Source organism: Streptomyces syringium (genome assembly GCF_017876625.1).
Taxonomy (GTDB): Bacteria; Actinomycetota; Actinomycetes; order Streptomycetales; family Streptomycetaceae; genus Streptomyces; species Streptomyces syringius.
Window position 1 is genome coordinate 1,631,406 of sequence record NZ_JAGIOH010000001.1, and the last position, 16,898, is coordinate 1,648,303.

A 16,898-nucleotide genomic window follows, 5' to 3' on the forward strand; every position below is an offset into this window, starting at 1 on the left:
GTCAGTCTCCGGATCGTCGTTCCCCATGGGCCCCGTCGGCCTCGTGTGCCCCCGCGGCAGCGTCCAGGACACCGGGCAGCGCCCGGAGGAACGTTTCCACGTCATCTTCGGTGATGATCAGCGGAGGGGCCAGCCGCACCACATGGGGCGCGACCGCGTTCACCAGGAGTCCGGCGTCCTGTGCCGCCTGCTGCACGTTCGGTGCGAGGGGCTCGGAAAGGACAATACCCAGCAGAAGGCCCGCACCACGGACGTGGTCGACCAGGGGGTGCCCGAGGGCGGTGATCCCGTCACGCAGCAACTCCCCCGTGCGCTTGACCGTGTCAAGTACCCCGTCGCCCGCGAGGGTGTCCAGGACCGCCAGGGCGGCCGCGCAGGCGACCGGGTTGCCGCCGAAGGTCGAGCCGTGCTGACCGGGCGTCAGCAGGTCGGCCGCGGGACCGAAGGCCAGGGTCGCGCCGATCGGCAGCCCGCCGCCGAGACCCTTGGCGAGGGTGACGACATCGGGCTCCACGCCCTGCGCCCGGTGCTCGAACCAATGGCCGGTGCGGCCGATACCTGTCTGGATCTCGTCCAGGACCAGGAGCGTTCCGGTGGCCCGGGTGATCTCGCGGGCGGCGGCGAGATAGCCCGCGGGCGGCACGACGATGCCGTTCTCGCCCTGCACCGGCTCCAGCACCACCAGCGCGGTGTCTGTGCTGACGGCGGCGCGCAGCGCCTCGGCGTCCCCGTACGGGACGTGCGTGACCTCGCCGGGCAGCGGCAGGAACGGGTCCTGCTTCGCCGGCTGGCCGGTGAGCGCCAGGGCGCCCATGGTGCGGCCGTGGAAGCCGCCGAGGGTGGCGACCATGTGCGTACGGCCCGTCCGCCGCCCGATCTTGAAGGCCGCCTCGACGGCCTCGGCGCCGGAGTTGGAGAAGTAGACCCGCCCGGGGCGGCCGGCGAGCGTCAGGAGGCGCTCCGCGAGCGCGACCGGGGGCTCGGCGGTGAAGAGGTTGGAGACGTGCCCGAGCGTGGCGATCTGCTCCGACACCGCCCGGACGACGGCGGGGTGGGCGTGGCCGAGGGCGTTGACGGCGATCCCGCCGACGAAGTCCAGATAGCGCTTGCCGTCCGCGTCCCAGACCTCGGTGCCCGCGCCGCGCACCAGGGGGATCCTGGGCGTGCCGTAGTTGTCCATCAGGGCGCCCTGCCAGCGCTTGGTCAGTTCGTCGTTGCTCACAGCGTGGCCCCCTCGACCGGCTGGTCCGGCACGACCATCGTGCCGACGCCCTCGTCCGTGAAGATCTCCAGCAGGATCGCGTGCTGGACCCGGCCGTCGATCACGCGGGCGGTGGTGACGCCGTTGCGCACAGCGTGCAGACAGCCCTCCATCTTGGGGACCATCCCGCTGGCCAGCTCCGGCAGCAGCGTCTCCAGCTCGCTCGCGGTGAGCTGGCTGATGACGTCGTCGCTGTTCGGCCAGTCCGCGTAGAGGCCCTCGACGTCGGTGAGGACCATCAGCGTCTCGGCGCCGAGGGCGGCGGCGAGGGCGGCCGCCGCGGTGTCGGCGTTGACGTTGTACACATGGTCGTCGTCCGCGCTGCGGGCGATCGAGGAGACGACGGGGATCCGGCCGTCGTCCAGCAGCGCCTGGACGGCCCCGGTGTCGATCTCGGCGATCTCGCCGACCCGGCCGAGGTCCACCCGCTCGCCGTCGATCTCGGCGTAGCGCTTGGTGGCGGTCATGGTGTGGGCGTCCTCGCCGGTCATGCCGACGGCGAGCGGACCGTGCTCGTTGAGCAGCCCGACCAGCTCGCGCTGCACCTGCCCGGCGAGCACCATCCGTACGACGTCCATCGCCTCGGGGGTGGTGACCCGCAGCCCGGCCTTGAACTCGGAGGCGATGCCCAGCTTCTCCAGCTGCGCGCTGATCTGCGGCCCGCCGCCGTGCACGACGACCGGGCGCAGGCCCGCGTGGCGCAGGAAGACGACGTCCTGGGCGAAGGCGGCCTTCAGCTCCTGGTCGACCATGGCGTTGCCGCCGAACTTGATGACAACGGTCTTGCCGTGATGCCGCGTCAGCCAGGGCAGCGCCTCGATGAGGGTGCGGGCCTTGGGCAGGGCGGTGTGCTTGCGGGCGGTGGGCGGCGTGCCGGCCGGTGTGGCGGCCGCCGCCGGGAAGGTGTCGCTCATGAGGAGTACGCGCTGTTCTCGTGGACGTAGTCGGCGGTGAGGTCGTTGGCCCAGATGACGGCGGACTCCGCGCCGGCCGACAGATCGGCGGTGATCCGCACCTCCCGGTAGCGCATGTCGACGAGCTCGCGGTCCTCGCCCACCGAACCGTTCTTGCAGACCCAGACGCCGTTGATGGCGACATCGATCCGGTCGGGGTCGAAGGCCGCCGAGGTGGTGCCGATGGCGGAGAGCACCCGGCCCCAGTTGGGGTCCTCGCCGTGGATGGCGCACTTGAGGAGATTGTTACGGGCGATGGAGCGGCCCACCTCGACGGCGTCGTCCTCGGTGGCGGCACCGACGACCTCGATACGGATGTCCTTCGAGGAACCCTCGGCGTCACCGATGAGCTGACGGGCGAGGTCGTCGCAGACGGTCCGCACGGCCTCGGCGAAGGCGTCCGGGGCGGGGGTGACGCCCGAGGCACCGGAGGCGAGGAGCAGCACGGTGTCGTTGGTGGACATACAGCCGTCCGAATCGACCCGGTCGAAGGTCTGCCGGGTGGCGGAACGCAGGGCCGCGTCCAGTCCGGCCGCGTCCACATCGGCGTCGGTGGTGAGGACGACGAGCATCGTGGCGAGGCCCGGCGCGAGCATGCCCGCGCCCTTGGCCATGCCGCCGACGGTCCAGCCGTCACCCTGGGCCACGGAGGTCTTGTGGACGGTGTCGGTGGTCTTGATGGCGATGGCGGCCTTCTCACCACCGTGCGCGGAGAGCTCGGCGGCGGCCTTCCCGATGCCCGGCAGCAGCTTGTCCATCGGCAGCCGCACCCCGATGAGACCGGTCGAGGCGACGGCGATCTCCCCCGCGTTGCCCCCCAGCACCTCGGCTGCCTTCTCGGCGGTGGCATGGGTGTCCTGGAAGCCCAGCGGACCGGTACAGGCGTTGGCACCACCGGAGTTGAGGACGACGGCCGAGACCTGCCCGCCCTTGAGCACCTGCTCGGACCAGCGGACGGGGGCGGCCTTGACACGGTTGGAGGTGAAGACGCCGGCGGCGGCCAGACGGGGGCCCTCGTTGACCACGAGGGCGAGGTCGGGCTGACCGCTCTCCTTGATCCCGGCGGCGATGCCCGCCGCCGTGAATCCCTTTGCTGCCGTGACGCTCACTGCATCTCCTTGTTCGCTGCTCCGGACGCGAGGAGCAACCGGGCCGACTTGGTGGTGTTCTGTCGCGGGCCGACCGCGGAGGCGGCCGGGGTGTCGCACGGCACGATGCGGGCGAGCACGGTGGCGAAGACGCGCCTGATGATCACGGCGCGACCCCGGTGACCGGCAGCCCCAGCTCCTCCGGGAGGCCGAGGGCGATGTTCATGCTCTGCACCGCACCGCCCGCGGTGCCCTTGGTGAGGTTGTCGATCGCGCTGATGGCGACGATCCGCCCGGCCGCCTCGTCGAGGACGACCTGGACCAGCGCGGTGTTCGCCCCGTAGACGGCGGCGGTCGACGGCCACTGCCCCTCGGGCAGCAGCCGTACGAACGGCTCGTCCTGGAACGCCTTCTCGTACGCGGCCCGCAGGCTCTCCGCCGTGACGCCCGGCCGGGCCTTCGCACCGCACGTGGCGAGGATGCCGCGCGGCATCGGCGCCAGGGTCGGGGTGAAGGAGACGGTGACCCGCTCGCCGGCGGCGGCGGAGAGGTTCTGGATCATCTCGGGGGTGTGCCGGTGGCCGCCGCCGACGCCGTACGGGCTCATGGACCCCATGACCTCGCTGCCGAGCAGGTGCGGCTTGGCCGCCTTGCCCGCACCGGACGTGCCGGACGCGGCGACGATCACGGCCTCGGGCTCGGCGAGCCCGGCGGCGTACGCGGGGAAGAGCGCCAGCGAAACGGCCGTCGGATAGCAGCCGGGAACGGCGATCCGCTTCCCGCCGCGCAGCGCCTGCCGCCCGCCGGGCAGCTCCGGCAGCCCGTACGGCCAGGTCCCGGCGTGCGGCGACCCGTAGAACCGCTCCCAGTCCCCCGCGTCCTTCAGCCGGAAGTCCGCACCGCAGTCGACGACCAGCACCCCGTCCCCGAGCTCCTCGGCGACGGCGGCGGACTGCCCGTGCGGCAGCGCGAGGAAGACGACGTCATGGCCCGCGAGGACCTCGGCGGTCGTGGGCTCCAGCACCCGCTCGGCGAGCTGCGGCAGATGCGGCTGCAGGGCCCCGAGCCGCTGCCCGGCGTTGGAATTCCCGGTCAGCGCCCCGATCCGCACCTCGGGGTGCGCGAGCAGCAGGCGCAGCAACTCCCCGCCCGCGTATCCACTCGCTCCCGCCACTGCCGCACGCACTGCCATCGGTCCTCCTCGGTGATGGCATGACTATACGGACCTAAGAAGTTTTATGCAATGCCGAAGAATGCGGAGGACGATGTCGAGAACCCGTGTCCGGCTCCGTCCCCGCAGTGAACGCGACCAGAATGGGTCGCACAGCACCGAGGAGAATCACGATGGCCAAGTACTTGCTGCTCAAGCACTACCGCGGCGCCCCGGCCGCGGTGAACGACGTACCCATGGACCAGTGGGCCCCGGAGGAGATCTCGGCCCACATGCAGTACATGCGCGACTTCGCGGCCCGGCTGGAGGGGACCGGCGAGTTCGTCGACGGTCAGGCGCTCGCCCCCGAGGGGACGTGGGTCCGCTACGACGGCGAGGGGCGCCCGCCGGTCACCGACGGCCCGTTCGCCGAGACCAAGGACCTCATCGCCGGCTGGATGGTGATCGACGTCGACAGCTACGAGCGCGCCGTCGAGCTGGCCGGGGAGCTGTCGGCCGCCCCCGGGGCGGGCGGCAAGCCGATCCACGAGTGGCTCGAGCTGCGCCCGTTCTACGGCGTGTCGTCGCCCACCGTCACGGAGTGACCTCCCACCTGGACGAGGCCCTGCTCCGGAGCCTCACGCCGGGCGTGCTCGGGATCCTCGTCCGCCGCGGAGCCGACTTCGCGGCGGCCGAGGACGCGGTGCAGGACGCGCTGGTCGAGGCGGTCCGCGCCTGGCCGGCCGACCCTCCGCGGGATGCGAAGGGCTGGCTGGTCACCGTGGCCTGGCGCAAGTTCCTCGACGCGACCCGGGCGGACACCGCCCGCCGCCGGCGTGAGGACCGCCTCGACGAGGAGCCGGCGCCCGGGCCCGCGCCCGACGTCGACGACACGCTCCAGCTCTACTTCCTGTGCGCGCACCCGTCGCTCACGCCGTCGTCCGCGGTCGCGCTCACGCTGCGCGCCATGGGCGGGCTGACCACCCGGCAGATCGCCCAGGCCTACCTGGTGCCCGAGGCCACGATGGCCCAGCGCATCAGCCGGGCCAAGCGCACGGTCTCCGGCGTGCGGTTCGACCGGCCCGGCGACGTGGCCACCGTGCTGCGCGTCCTCTACCTGGTCTTCAACGAGGGCTACTCCGGCGATGTCGACCTCGCCGTCGAGGCCATCCGGCTCACCCGGCAGCTCGCGGCCGTGATCGACCACCCGGAGGTGGCGGGACTGCTCGCCCTCATGCTGCTCCACCACGCCCGGCGCGCGGCGCGGACCGCGCCCGACGGCAGCCTGGTGCCGCTCGCCGAACAGGACCGCGGCCGGTGGGACACAAAAATGATCGCCGAGGGCGTCGGGATCCTCCGGACGGCCCTCGCCCGCGACCGGCTGGGCGAATACCAGGCCCAGGCCGCCATCGCGGCACTGCACGCCGACGCGCCCACCGCCGGGGAGACGGACTGGGCGCAGATCGTCGAGTGGTACGACGAGCTCGCGGCGCTGACCGACAGTCCGGTCGTCCGGCTCAACCGCGCGGTGGCCGTCGGCGAGGCCCGGGGGCCGCGCGCCGGCCTGGCGGCGCTCGCGGCGCTGGACGAGGCCTCCGCGGGGTCATCGGGCAGGGGCCACCCCGTGCCCCGCCACGCCGCCGTGGCGGCGTACCTCCACGAGCACGCCGGCGATCTGGCGACGGCGGCACGGCTGTACGCCGAGGCGGCCGGGAAGGCGACCGATCTCGCCGAGCGGGACCACCTGACGCGCCGGGCCGCCCGGCTCAACGCCCTCCTGCGGGGCTGACGGGGAGCGCCGTCCCGTACCGCGTGGCGCGGCCCGTTCCCGCTACGCCCCGGGCAGCCAGTAGTTGTGCACCGGCAGGGCCTTGGGCGGTTCGGCCGCCGCGGGGAAGCCCGCCTCCTCGGCGTGCGGCGTCAGACGCTCGGTGAACTTCACCATCGCCTCCTCGCTCTCCCACAGGTCGAAGACCTGGAGGCCCGCTTCCGTGGTGACGGCGACGTGGGCGAGGCAGCCCTCGAAGGGCTCGCCGGGCAGCTCCCGCAAGGCGCTGTTCAGGGCGCCGTACTGCGCCGCCGTGACGCCCGGCAGGCTGGCATGGATGAAGATCGCCACGGAGGGCTCCTCGGGTGGTCGGTCCGGTCCCTCCCCCGGCCGTCGCGGTGGCGGCCCCGTACCAATCTCCGCCCGCCGGGGCGCCCCCGCAACCTTCCCGGCGCCGTCCGGGCCCCGCCTCCGTCAGCGTTTGACCGCGCGCAGGATGACGAACTTGGGGTCGCTCGTGACGACCTCGCAGTTGCCGAAGAGGCGGCGCAGCTTCACGTGGTAGCCGAGGTGGCGGTTGCCGATGACCCACAGCTCGCCGCCGGGGCGCAGCGCCTCGCGCGACCCGGCGAACATCCGGTACGCGGTCGCGTCGGTCATCGCCTGGTGGGTGTGGAACGGCGGGTTGTTCAGCACCAGGTCCACCGACTCGGCCGGTACGCCCGACAGCCCGTCGCCCACCCAGAACTCCGCCCGGGCGGTGGCGCCGGCGTTCGCGCGGAAGGTGGCTTCCGCGGAGGCCACCGCCTGGTAGGACTCGTCGACGAAGAGCACCTCGGCCTCGGGGTTGGCGAGCGCCGCGGCCGTGCCGACCACGCCGTTGCCGCAGCCGAGGTCCACGACGCGCTCGGGGCCGCGGCGGCGCGGGAGGTTGCGCAGGAAGAAGCGGGTGCCGATGTCGAGGCGTTCGGCGCAGAAGATGCCCGCGTGGTTGGTGACGGTCAGGCCCGAGGCCGGCCCGACATCGGTGGGCAGCGGGTAGCTGCGCGGCCAGGGGCTCGCGGTCCGGGCGAGCCGGGGGTCGGGCGTGCAGAAGATGAGCCGGGCCTTCTTCACCGCGAGGGAGGTGCGGGTCGGCCCGAGGATCTGTTCGAACAGCTTGAGCGTCGAGGTGTGGATCTCGGTGACCATGCCCGTGCCGACCACGACGGTTCCCGCGTGGACGGCGGGCGCGAGGCGGCGCAGCTGGTCCTCCAGGAGCGCGAGGCTCTTGGGCACCCGGACGAGCAGGACGTCGATGCGCTCCGGCGGTGTGTCCCTGGTCGACAGCAGTCGCACCGTGTCCTCCTCGACCCCGGCGCGCGCGAGGTTCGCGCGGGTCGCCTGGCGGCCGAGGTAGGAGTCGGTGATCTGCACGGGGCGGTGTCCGGCGAGCGCGGTGGTGAGGGCGCCCCACCGGTCGCCCAGCACGACGACCGTGCCGGACAGGTCCGTGGGCTCGCCGTCGATTCCCTCGAGGTGCCGCAGCAGATACGCGTCGGAGGCGTCCCAGGCGCGCAGTCGGTCGCGGGAGTCCTCGGGAAAGCGGGTGAGTGCGAACTCGCCCCATGACGTCGTCAAACAGTTCATTGTGCGTTCAGGCTAGCCGAGTCCCGGGCCCGCCCGGCCATCGCGCCGGGCGCTCACCCCAGCGTCTCCTCACAGGCCCTGCGCAGCCGGCTCACGCCCTCCGCCAGCTCCGCCGGGCCGGCGACGGCAGCGAAGCTGAGGCGCAGGTGGGGGGCCGGGGGCTCGGCGGAGAAGTAGGGGCGGCCGGCGGCGAGGGCGACCCCGGCCCGCAGGGCGGCGGCGACCAGGGCGCTCTCGTCGGTGCCGTCGGGGAGCCGCAGCCACATGTGGTAGCCGCCGGGCGGTACGAACTCCACGGTCAGCCCGGGGAGTTCCCGGGCCAGCGCGGTGAGCAGCGCCTCGCGCCGGGTGCGCAGCTGGGCGGCGATGTTGCGCAGGTGGCGGGGCCAGGCGGGTGAGCCGACGAGTTCGAGCGCGGCCTCCTGCACGGGCCGGGGCACGAAGAAGCTGTCGACGACCTGGATGGCCCGCAGCCGGTCGAGGACCGGGCCCCGGGCGGCGAGGGCGCCCACCCGCAGGCTGGGCGAGGTGGCCTTGGTCAGTGAGCAGACGTGGACGACGATGCCGTCGGGGTCGTCGGCGGCCAGCGTGGGCGGCAGCGGCGGGGCGTCCTCGTGGGCGAGGCGGCGGGCGAAGTCGTCCTCGATGACGAAGGCGCCGGCCTCCCGCGCGACCCGGAGGACCTCCTGGCGCCGCTCGTCGGCGAGGACCGCGCCGGTCGGGTTCTGGAAGAGCGGCTGGCAGACGAAGACCCGGGCCGCGCTGGCCGCGAACGCCTCGGCGAGCAGATCGGTGCGCACTCCCCGCTCGTCGGCGGGTACGGGCACCGGCCGGAGCCCGGAGGCGCGGGCGGCGGCGAGCATGCCGGGGTAGGTGGGGGACTCGACGAGTACGGGCGCGCCGGGCGGGGCGAGGGCGCGCAGTGCGGCGGTGAGGGCGCTCTGGCCGCCGGCGGTGATCAGTACGTCGGAGGCGGCGACCGTGCCGGCCGGACCGGCGATCTGGCGGGCGAACCAGGCCCGGAGCTCCCCGACGCCCTCGACCGGCGGGCGGCCCCAGGCGCCCGGTCTGCGGCCGGCCCGGGCGAGGGCGGCGGCCAGGGCGCGCTCGGGCTGGAGGGTGGGGTGGAGATAGCCGCCGTTGAGCTCGATGACGCCGGGCGGGGGCTCGGAGAGGGTCGCGAGCACGCCCGAGGCGTCCACGGACCGGGGCACCGACTCGCCGGGGGTCTCGACGCTGAGGGCGACCTGCTGCCAGGAGGTGTCCCCGAGGCGGACGGCCGCACTGTGCGGGACGGCGCGGAAGGCCCCGGCGCCCGGGCGGGTGACGACCAGGCCTTCGGCGGCCAGGGCGGCCAGCGCCCGGGAGACGGTGACGGGGCTGACCCGGAACCGGTCGACCAGGGCCCGGCTGGACGGCAGCTTCTCACCTTCGGAGTAGCGGTTCAGCTCCCCTCGGAGGACTCCAGCCAGTTCGGCGACACTGCTACGCTCTTGCATGAGAGCACAAGATAGCGCTACCCGCCCGACAGCGATAGCAGTGAGCGGCCTCGACCGGCCCACCGCGCCGACGGGCGAGCCGAAGCGTCCCGGCGGCGACTCCACGCGCCTCACCGTCGGCACCCTCCTCGCCGCGCTCGGTGTCTGCGCCTTCTCGCTGACCTTCCCCGCCACCGCCTGGGCCCTGGAGGGCCTCGGCCCGTGGTCGGTGACCACCTGCCGGATGACGCTGGCGGCCCTCATCGCGTGCGGCGGGCTGCTCGCGCTGCGCGTACCGGTGCCGGCCCGCCGCCACTGGGGCGGGCTGGCCATCGTCGCCGCGGGCGTCGTCGTGGGCTTCCCGCTGCTGACGACGCTGGCCCTCCAGACCTCCACGACCGCGCACGCCGCCGTCGTCGTCGGGCTGCTGCCGCTGACCACGGCCGCGTACGCGGCACTGCGGACCGGGGCCCGGCACTCGCGCATGTTCTGGGCGGCGGCGCTGGCGGGAGCCGCCGTGGTCATCACGTTCGCCCTCGTGCAGAGCGGTGGCACGCCGACCGTCGGCGATCTGTATCTGTTCGTGGCCCTGCTGGTGTGTGCGGCGGGCTACGCGGAGGGCGGCCGGCTGGCGCGGGAGATGCCCGGCTGGCAGGTCGTCGGCTGGGGGCTCGTCCTGTGCCTGCCCCTGGCGCTGGCCGGGGCGGCCGTCGCCCTGCTCTGCGAGCCCGTGCGGCTGACCGGGCACACCGTCGCCGGGCTCCTCTGGCTGGTGGCGGGCAGCCAGCTGATGGGCATGGTGGTGTGGTACCGCGGCATGGCCGTGATCGGCGTGGCGAAGGCCAGCCAGTTCCAGCTGGCGCAGCCGCTGCTCACCCTGCTGTGGTCGGTGACGCTGCTCGGCGAGCGGCTGACGCCCGCCGCCCCGGCCGCCGCCGTCGCCGTACTGGTCTGCATCGCGGTCACCCAGCGTGCCCGCAGCTGAGGGGCCGCCCGCCGCCGGCCGGGCCCCGGCCCGCGCCGCGCCCGCCCCCTGACCCGAACGGCCGAGGGGCGAGCCATATACCGCCGGTCACCGTAGAATTGGCGGCACATCCCAGTGCACGTGTCGGACCTCGAATCGGGGACCTCGAACGGAAGGGCACCGTCGATGCATGCGAGCAAGGGCGACCGCTTGGTGACGCACGGCCGCGTAGTCGGGGAGCACGACCGGGTCGTGGAGATCGTGGAAGTGCTGGGCCCGAACGGCACGCCGCCGTTCCGCGTCCGCGCGGCGAACGGACACGAGACGATCATGTCGCCGGGCCCCGACACCAGCGTGGACCACCGCAAGTCCGGAGAGCAGATCTAGCCGCCCCTCCGGCCGAACCCCACCGAGTCCTTCCACGGTCAGCGCGGCGGGCGCGCGCGGTCGGGATAGTGGTCGGCGACCACGCGCGCCATCGCCCCGATGGGGTCGGCGACGACCTGCTTCGTGGAGAAGTAGATGTTGCCGCGCACCTCGGGGTGGCTCCGGCCGAGGTCGAGGTGGCGGGAGAGCTCGGCCGGGTCCTGCCAGGGCGCGGGCTGGCCCGCCGCACCCGCCTTGTACAGCGCCTCGCCGATGTAGAGATGGACGTCCGTGCCGCGCACGGTCTGCGCCCACCAGGGGACGAGCTTGGCGTAGTCGGCGGCGGCGAAGCCGATGTGCCAGTAGATCTGCGGAACGATGTAGTCGATCCACTCCTCGCGCACCCATCTTCGGGTGTCGGCGTACAGATCGTCGTAGGTCTGCACCCCGGCGCGGGTGTCGGAGCCCAGCGGATCGGTGGCCCGGTTGCGCCAGATGGCGAAGGGGCTGATCCCGAACTTCACATGCCGCTTGCGCCTCTTGATGCGCACCCCCATCTCGTGCACCAGCCGGTCGATGTTGTCCCGCCGCCAGGCCGCCCGGTCGGGGAAGCCCGCGCCGTAGCGCTCGAACGCGGCGGTGTCGTCGAAGGCCTGCCCGGCCACCGGGTAGGGGTAGAAGTAGTCGTCGAAGTGCACGCCGTCGAGGTCGTAGCGGGTGACCGCGTCGAGGATCGCGTCCTGGACGAAGCGGCGGACCTCGGGCAGCCCGGGGTTGTAGTACAGCTTTCCGCCGTAGGGCAGCACCCAGTCGGGGTGCTGCCGCGCCGGGTGGGTGGCGACCAGCCGGGTGGGGTCGGTGTGGTTGGCGACGCGGTAGGGGTTGAACCAGCCGTGCAGCTCCAGCCGGCGCCGGTGCGCCTCCCGCACCGCGAAGGCGAGCGGATCCCAGCCGGGGTGCTTTCCCTGAGTGCCGGTCAGGTACTCCGACCACGGCTCGTACGGGGAGGGCCAGAAGGCGTCGGCGGTGGGACGGATCTGCAGGATCACGGCATTGAGCCGCCGGGCGACGGCCGTGTCGAACAGGGCGAGCAGCTCGGCCCGCTGCGCCTCGGGTTCGAGGCCCGGCCTGGACGGCCAGTCGATGTTCACGACGGTCGCGGTCCACATGCCTCGGAACTCACGCTTCCGCCTGGCTTCGCCGTCACCGGCGTCCGCCGCCACGTTCCGCGCCCGTGCCTCACCTGTCGCCAGCATGACGGACATCGCACCCGCGGCCGCCACAGTGAACCCTCTTCGGCTGATACGTCCCATATGCGTGCCACTCCTTGTCGGATCGGTCACACCGTATGCGCACAGCATGCCCGCCCCGGCCCCATCAGCACCGCCTGTCGCGGAGTAACGTCTGGACCGAGGCGGGAGCCGGGGGTCTCCACACCGACACGATCGGTGGGAGGACAGGCCCCCGCCGGTCGACCAAGATCAGCGAAAGGCACGATGTGACGGACTCAGTGGCCGACGTGACACGCGTCGGAGTGGTGGGCTGCGGTCAGATGGGCGCGGGCATCGCGGAGGTGTGTGCCCGTTCCGGCCTGGACGTCAAGGTCGCGGAGACCACCGGTGAGGCCCTGGAGCTCGGCCGCACCCGTCTGACCAACTCCCTCGGCAAGGCCGCCGAACGCGGCAAGATCACCGAGGAGGAGCGCGACGCGACCCTGGCACGGCTGAGCTTCACCACCGACCTGGGCGAGTTCGCCGACCGCGATCTGGTCATCGAGGCGGTCGTCGAGAACGAGCAGGTCAAGACCGAGATCTTCCAGGTGCTCGACCAGGTGGTCACCCGCCCGGACGCGATCCTGGCCTCCAACACCTCCTCCATCCCGCTGGTGAAGCTGGCCGTCGCGACCTCGCGGCCCGACCAGGTCATCGGCATCCACTTCTTCAACCCGGCCCCGGTGCAGCAGCTCGTCGAGCTGATCCCGGCACTGACCACCGGCGAGGAGACGATCAAGCGCGCCGAGGCGCTGGTCGGCAAGATCCTGGGCAAGCACGCCATCCGCGCCCAGGACCGTTCCGGCTTCGTCGTGAACGCGCTGCTGATTCCGTATCTGCTCTCCGCGATCCGCATGTTCGAGTCCGGCATCGCCAGCCGCGAGGACATCGACAACGGCATGGAGCTGGGCTGTGCCCACCCCATGGGTCCGCTCAAGCTCTCCGACCTGATCGGTCTGGACACCGTCGCCTCGGTCGCCGACAGCATGTACCAGGAATACAAGGAGCCGCTGTACGCCGCTCCCCCGCTGCTCCAGCGCATGGTCGACGCGGGCCGGCTGGGCCGCAAGACGGGCTCGGGCTTCTACTCGTACTGAGCCGGACCCTCGCGCCATGTCACCGCCGCACACCCCGTGTTCACACGGGGTGTGCGGCGGTGACTCGCACATACCCTCCGCACACGCTCCCGCCCCGCCTGTCCACGCGGTTGACTCACCTCGTCGAGCAGACCTGGAAGAGCCTTCCGGAAGGGGAACGGACCGTGACCAGCCATCCCGAGCACGCCGTCAAGTCGGCCGAGCTCGCGGAATTACGTCGTAGCCTCGATGTCGGGGTCGCCCGCATCGACGGCCACCTCGCCCTCCTCACCCAGCGCAGCGATCAGTCGGAACGCGAGATCAACGAGATGACCGGCCGGGTACGGGCCCTGGAGCACGGCAGGTGGCCGCTGCCGTCACTGGCCGCGCTCACCGGCCTCGCCGCCCTGGGGGTCGCCGTCTGGCAGGCGGCCGGCCGATGAGCGCGGGACGCTCCCGGCCCGCGGTGGGGGCCCGGCGGTCAGCCGAGCCGCAAATGGTGCAGCAGCAGTAGCGCGGCCGCCATGTTGGCGGCCGGGACCTCACCGCGGGTGATCATGTCGGGTACCAGCTTGAGCGGCACCCACTCCCGGCGGTCCGACTCGAAGCCGTCCTCCGGATCACCGAGGTACTCGGCCTCGTCCGTCCAGTAGATGTGATGCCGGGCGTCGGTGAGACCGTTGGACGGTTCCACTGTCATCAGGTGTCGCAGGGGGCCCGGCCGCCATCCGGTCTCCTCCTCCATCTCACGGGCCGCGGCACGGGCGATGTCCTCGCCGTCCTCCACGACCCCGGCGGCCAGCTCCCAGCCCCAGTTGTCGGTGATGAAACGGTGCCGCCACAGCAGCAGAACCTCGTTCGCCTCGTTGACCACCGTGGCCACGGCGACGGGCCGCAGCCGGATCAGGAAGTGGTCGAGGTGGCGGCCGTCGGGGAGTTCGACGTCCGCGAGATTGACCCGGAACCACCGGTTCTCGTAGACGCTCCGCTCGCTGAGATTCTTCCAACGCACGTGTATGCCACCTTCCGCCGAGGTGGCCACCTCCCGGGCGCTGTCCTCACAAGGGCACGCGCAGCGCCCCGTCGATCATCTCGGCGGCCTCGGCCGTGGCCGCGCACCCACTTTCGATCAGGTGCTCGCGCACCGCTCGGAGCCGGTCCCGTAACCGCTGCGATTCCATGCCTCTCGCCTGCTCGGTCATCTCCCGCGCGGTGGCCACCGCCTTGTCCGCGTCTCCTTGACGCAGCTCGATGTGCGTGAGCATGGCGAGCCGGTGGACACGGCCCCGGTCGTGCGCGGGGGTGTCGACCGCCCGGTCCGCGTGCTCACGGGCGGGTCCGAGGTCACCGAGGCTGAGCAGCGCCTCGGCGACCTGCACGTTCACCAGTCCGGGCTGTACGTAGCCGGTCTCGGCGGGCTCCTGGCCGCGGTGGATGCGCTCGGCGGCGGTCTCGGCGCGGCGGATGCAGGCGAGTGCCCCGCCGCCGTCGCCGAGCCGGGCATAGGCCTTGGCCTGCATGGCGTAGAGGTCGGCGGCGAGCGCCGGGGTGAGGTGCGCGCCCGCCGCCCGCAGCGCGGACTCGGCGAAGGCGACCGCCTGCCGGTACTCCCCCATGAACAGCGACTGGTTGACGAGAAGGGCGATGACGTACGCGCCGAGCCCGCGGTCCCCGCTGGCCTTGGCGAGCCGCAGCGCCTGGTGGAAATAGCGCTGGGCCAGCCCGTGCGCGTCGGAGTCGTACGCACAGATCCCGGCGACCGCGACCAGGCCCCCGGTGGCGCGGTGCAGCTGACGGCCCGTCTCGTCGGGGTAGCTGCCGCGCAGCAGGGGCGCGGCCTCGGCGTTGAGGAAGCCGACGACCCGGGCGCGGGTCGCGATGCCGCCCGCCTTGCGGTACATCTGCTCGTAGTGCGCGCGGGCCGCGCGCAGCATCTCGATGTCCTCCATGGATACCCGGGTCAGACCGCGCCGGGAGACGTCGGCGTCCTCGGGCGGGTTCTCCCACTCCCAGACCGGGATCACGGCGGGGGTGCCGGTCACGGCCGGGGCGCTGACGACGTGCTCGCGCTGCTGCTCGTCGGAGCGCCACAGCGCGGTGGCCCGTTCGACGAAGCCGGAGAGCGGGGTGCCCGGCACCCGGGGGCTGCCGGGGGTGCCGAGGCCGATGTCGTCGAGGGTCAGCGCGCGGTGCAGCCGCTCGCCGAGGACCTCGCAGATCAGGTCCGGCACCTGGCCACGCGGCCGCTGGCCGCGCAACCAGCGGGCGACGGCGGTGTGTTCATAGCGCAACGCCAGTCCACGGGCGCGGCCGGCCGCGTTGACATGGGCGGCCAGGCCCGCGTGGGAGATCCCCGCCTCGTCGAGAATGGCGTCGAGCAGAGTGTTGGGCTCCATCCTGCCCTCCGGAAACGCTCGGTGGGATCAGCGTAAGGGAGATCCCTTCGCACGGGGTGTGAACGGGTCACCGCCGTGCGTGGCCGCCGGGCGGCTCTTTCCGGCCACCGGGAGCTGTCGGCAGTCGTCAGGAGCGGGGCCTGCCGACGCGCGCGAGGTCGGCGTGGGGGGTGTGCACCGGGAGGCGCTGCCGGTCGTCCCGCAGGGCCAACAGGGCGATGTCATCGGTCAGCAGGCCCCCGGTGTGCCGCAGCAGCGCGCACCGCACGTGCTCGACGACCGTGGCGGGCACGATGGGCGTGCCGTGCGCCGCCTCGGCCAGGACGCTCTCCAGCGGGAAGAACGCCCCCGCCGCGTTCCGCGCGTCCTCCGCGCCGTCGGTGTGCAGCACCAGCGCATCGCCGGGCAGCAGCCGGGGCAGCCGCATGACGGGCATCTCGGCCGGCAGCGGGAAGGCCCCGAGCGGCGGCAGTGGCTCCCCGGAGGTCACCACGACGGCCCGCGCGCCGCCGTCGGCCGCGCATCGGAGCCGATACGGCCAGGGGTGGCCGCAGTTGAGCACCGCGACCTCGCCGTCGGCCCGCAGCTCCAGCAGCAGCACCGTGACGAATTCCTCGGCGCAGGACCTCTCCCGTTCGTCCTCCTGCTTCGGCGCGGGCGCCCCTACGGGCGCGCCGGGCGCTGCCGTGCGGGGCTCGGCGCCGGCCCGCTGGCCCAGGTGCCGCTGCAGGGCGCGCTCCAACCGCCGCAGCACGCCCGGCAGTTCCACCTCGTCGTGGGCGGCCTCACGGAAGCTGCCGAGCACGGCGGCGACGGTGCCGATCGCGCCGAGTCCGTGGCCGCGGACGTCGCCCATCACGATGCGCACCCCGTGCGGGGTGGCCAGCGCCTCGTACAGATCGCCGCCGACCAGGGCCCCTTCGCTCGCCGACAGATGCCCGCCCGCGACGGTGATCCCGTCGATCCGGGGCGGCAGGGGACGCAGCAGGGCCTGCTGCGCGGTGGCGGCGATCTCGCGCAGCCGCTCCAGCTCCCGCAGCAGCCGCAGCCTGCGCCCCGTGGTGAGGTAGCCGGCCACGACGACGGCGAGGATCGCGCAGCAGGTGCCCGCGCGGCCCATCGGGTCCGGGTGGCCGGACGAACCGAGCGGGACGAGCGCGAAGAGCGCGCAGCCGCCGCCGAGCACGACGCACTGACGGCGGCCGCTGCCGGCGCAGGCGATGGCGGGCGCGGCGGCGAGCAGTTGGATGAACGGGGTGCCCAGCGGGCTCAGGAGTTCAAAGACCACCACCCCGAGCACCCACAGTCCGGGCAGCGCGAACACCAGACCCCGCCAGCACCGCCCCGCCCCTGTAAGGATCATGCCCGGTGGCCCCCCTAGCAGCAATGACGCGCTCGATTCTCGCGAGCACTCACGCCGAAGTAACGACCAGACCACCCATTTCCACCCTATTGAGTGATATTCGGAACGTGGGTCAGACATATGCGGCAATAAGCG

General features: G+C 73.0%; 18 protein-coding genes. 6 read left to right on the forward strand and 12 right to left on the reverse strand.

All coding sequences use genetic code 11. The annotated features are described in order from the left end of the window. Position 1: 1 nt before the first annotated feature. From JO379_RS07185 to argC, 5 genes are read right to left on the reverse strand one after another with little or no spacing between them, the layout of a single operon-like run. A complete protein-coding gene (locus JO379_RS07185; protein ID WP_130876934.1) occupies positions 2-1,222 on the reverse strand; it encodes an acetylornithine transaminase in 1,221 nt (406 codons plus the stop codon). Further along, on the reverse strand, positions 1,219-2,175 hold the full coding sequence (gene argB / locus JO379_RS07190) for an acetylglutamate kinase (protein ID WP_130876935.1): 957 nt from the start codon (positions 2,173-2,175) through the stop codon (positions 1,219-1,221). Before argB ends, JO379_RS07185 begins: the two co-directional genes overlap by 4 nt. Next, on the reverse strand, positions 2,172-3,323 hold the full coding sequence (argJ, locus tag JO379_RS07195) for a bifunctional glutamate N-acetyltransferase/amino-acid acetyltransferase ArgJ (protein ID WP_209514372.1): 1,152 nt from the start codon (positions 3,321-3,323) through the stop codon (positions 2,172-2,174). The genes argB and argJ overlap by 4 nt, the downstream gene beginning before the upstream one ends. After that, positions 3,320-3,469 carry a hypothetical protein gene (locus JO379_RS07200; RefSeq protein ID WP_165451504.1) on the reverse strand — a complete coding sequence of 50 codons (150 nt, stop codon included), beginning with the start codon at positions 3,467-3,469 and terminating at the stop codon, positions 3,320-3,322. Before JO379_RS07200 ends, argJ begins: the two co-directional genes overlap by 4 nt. After that, the gene (gene argC, locus JO379_RS07205) at positions 3,466-4,494 is read right to left on the reverse strand and encodes an N-acetyl-gamma-glutamyl-phosphate reductase (protein WP_130876937.1); all 1,029 of its coding nucleotides are present in this window, start codon (positions 4,492-4,494) and stop codon (positions 3,466-3,468) included. The genes JO379_RS07200 and argC overlap by 4 nt, the downstream gene beginning before the upstream one ends. Positions 4,495-4,646: 152 nt before the next feature. Between argC and JO379_RS07210 the strand changes: the two genes are divergently transcribed. Together JO379_RS07210 and JO379_RS07215 are read left to right on the forward strand one after the other, a co-directional pair. Beyond that, positions 4,647-5,057 carry a YciI family protein gene (locus JO379_RS07210; RefSeq protein ID WP_130876938.1) on the forward strand — a complete coding sequence of 137 codons (411 nt, stop codon included), beginning with the start codon at positions 4,647-4,649 and terminating at the stop codon, positions 5,055-5,057. Positions 5,058-5,065: 8 nt separating this feature from the next. Further along, positions 5,066-6,241, forward strand: coding sequence for an RNA polymerase sigma factor (locus JO379_RS07215; protein ID WP_209518567.1), 1,176 nt, complete (start codon positions 5,066-5,068; stop codon positions 6,239-6,241). 42 nt (positions 6,242-6,283) lie between these two features. On the opposite strand, the gene JO379_RS07220 is transcribed toward JO379_RS07215, so the two are convergent. The 3 genes from JO379_RS07220 to JO379_RS07230 form a co-directional block, all read right to left on the reverse strand. Next, positions 6,284-6,571: a hypothetical protein gene (locus tag JO379_RS07220; RefSeq protein ID WP_130876939.1), complete on the reverse strand. Its 288-nt coding sequence runs from the start codon at positions 6,569-6,571 to the stop codon at positions 6,284-6,286. Positions 6,572-6,694: 123 nt separating this feature from the next. Next, on the reverse strand, positions 6,695-7,849 hold the full coding sequence (locus tag JO379_RS07225; RefSeq protein ID WP_209514374.1) for a methyltransferase: 1,155 nt from the start codon (positions 7,847-7,849) through the stop codon (positions 6,695-6,697). Between the two features lie 53 nt (positions 7,850-7,902). After that, the gene (locus JO379_RS07230) at positions 7,903-9,348 is read right to left on the reverse strand and encodes an aminotransferase-like domain-containing protein (RefSeq protein WP_209514375.1); all 1,446 of its coding nucleotides are present in this window, start codon (positions 9,346-9,348) and stop codon (positions 7,903-7,905) included. On the opposite strand from JO379_RS07230, the gene JO379_RS07235 reads away from it, so the two are divergent. Then, the gene (locus JO379_RS07235) at positions 9,347-10,312 is read left to right on the forward strand and encodes a DMT family transporter (protein WP_209514376.1); all 966 of its coding nucleotides are present in this window, start codon (positions 9,347-9,349) and stop codon (positions 10,310-10,312) included. The genes JO379_RS07230 and JO379_RS07235 overlap by 2 nt on opposite strands. A gap of 165 nt (positions 10,313-10,477) precedes the next feature. Further along, positions 10,478-10,678 carry a DUF1918 domain-containing protein gene (locus tag JO379_RS07240; RefSeq protein ID WP_130876943.1) on the forward strand — a complete coding sequence of 67 codons (201 nt, stop codon included), beginning with the start codon at positions 10,478-10,480 and terminating at the stop codon, positions 10,676-10,678. A 38-nt stretch (positions 10,679-10,716) separates the two neighbouring features. On the opposite strand, the gene JO379_RS07245 is transcribed toward JO379_RS07240, so the two are convergent. Then, positions 10,717-11,922: a glycoside hydrolase family 10-like protein gene (locus JO379_RS07245; RefSeq protein WP_443742807.1), complete on the reverse strand. Its 1,206-nt coding sequence runs from the start codon at positions 11,920-11,922 to the stop codon at positions 10,717-10,719. 245 nt (positions 11,923-12,167) lie between these two features. Here JO379_RS07245 and JO379_RS07250 point away from each other — a divergent pair, with 245 nt between their 5' ends. Together JO379_RS07250 and JO379_RS07255 are read left to right on the forward strand one after the other, a co-directional pair. Then, positions 12,168-13,025: a 3-hydroxybutyryl-CoA dehydrogenase gene (locus tag JO379_RS07250; protein ID WP_130876945.1), complete on the forward strand. Its 858-nt coding sequence runs from the start codon at positions 12,168-12,170 to the stop codon at positions 13,023-13,025. A gap of 164 nt (positions 13,026-13,189) precedes the next feature. Then, positions 13,190-13,447, forward strand: a complete 258-nt coding sequence (locus JO379_RS07255; RefSeq protein WP_130876946.1) for a hypothetical protein — start codon at positions 13,190-13,192, stop codon at positions 13,445-13,447. 38 nt (positions 13,448-13,485) lie between these two features. On the opposite strand, the gene JO379_RS07260 is transcribed toward JO379_RS07255, so the two are convergent. From JO379_RS07260 to JO379_RS07270, 3 genes are all read right to left on the reverse strand, one after another. Continuing rightward, positions 13,486-14,016 carry an NUDIX hydrolase gene (locus tag JO379_RS07260; protein ID WP_130876947.1) on the reverse strand — a complete coding sequence of 177 codons (531 nt, stop codon included), beginning with the start codon at positions 14,014-14,016 and terminating at the stop codon, positions 13,486-13,488. A gap of 46 nt (positions 14,017-14,062) precedes the next feature. Beyond that, positions 14,063-15,400, reverse strand: coding sequence for a tetratricopeptide repeat protein (locus tag JO379_RS07265; RefSeq protein ID WP_130876948.1), 1,338 nt, complete (start codon positions 15,398-15,400; stop codon positions 14,063-14,065). A gap of 127 nt (positions 15,401-15,527) precedes the next feature. Continuing rightward, entirely contained in the window at positions 15,528-16,763 is a 1,236-nt protein-coding gene (locus JO379_RS07270) for a PP2C family protein-serine/threonine phosphatase (RefSeq protein WP_209514378.1), read from the reverse strand. Positions 16,764-16,898: the final 135 nt, after the last annotated feature.

Excerpts from the sequence above, each read along its gene's own strand:
- JO379_RS07230 (WP_209514375.1), bottom strand. The coding sequence starts at position 9,348 with ATGCAAGAGCGTAGCAGTGTCGCCGAACTGGCTGGAGTCCTCCGAGGG.
- JO379_RS07245 (WP_443742807.1), bottom strand. The coding sequence starts at position 11,922 with ATGTCCGTCATGCTGGCGACAGGTGAGGCACGGGCGCGGAACGTGGCG.
- argB (WP_130876935.1), bottom strand. The coding sequence starts at position 2,175 with ATGAGCGACACCTTCCCGGCGGCGGCCGCCACACCGGCCGGCACGCCG.
- JO379_RS07210 (WP_130876938.1), top strand. The coding sequence starts at position 4,647 with ATGGCCAAGTACTTGCTGCTCAAGCACTACCGCGGCGCCCCGGCCGCG.
- JO379_RS07265 (WP_130876948.1), bottom strand. The coding sequence starts at position 15,400 with ATGGAGCCCAACACTCTGCTCGACGCCATTCTCGACGAGGCGGGGATC.
- JO379_RS07270 (WP_209514378.1), bottom strand. The coding sequence starts at position 16,763 with ATGATCCTTACAGGGGCGGGGCGGTGCTGGCGGGGTCTGGTGTTCGCG.
- JO379_RS07225 (WP_209514374.1), bottom strand. The coding sequence starts at position 7,849 with ATGAACTGTTTGACGACGTCATGGGGCGAGTTCGCACTCACCCGCTTT.
- JO379_RS07240 (WP_130876943.1), top strand. The coding sequence starts at position 10,478 with ATGCATGCGAGCAAGGGCGACCGCTTGGTGACGCACGGCCGCGTAGTC.
- argC (WP_130876937.1), bottom strand. The coding sequence starts at position 4,494 with ATGGCAGTGCGTGCGGCAGTGGCGGGAGCGAGTGGATACGCGGGCGGG.
- JO379_RS07235 (WP_209514376.1), top strand. The coding sequence starts at position 9,347 with ATGAGAGCACAAGATAGCGCTACCCGCCCGACAGCGATAGCAGTGAGC.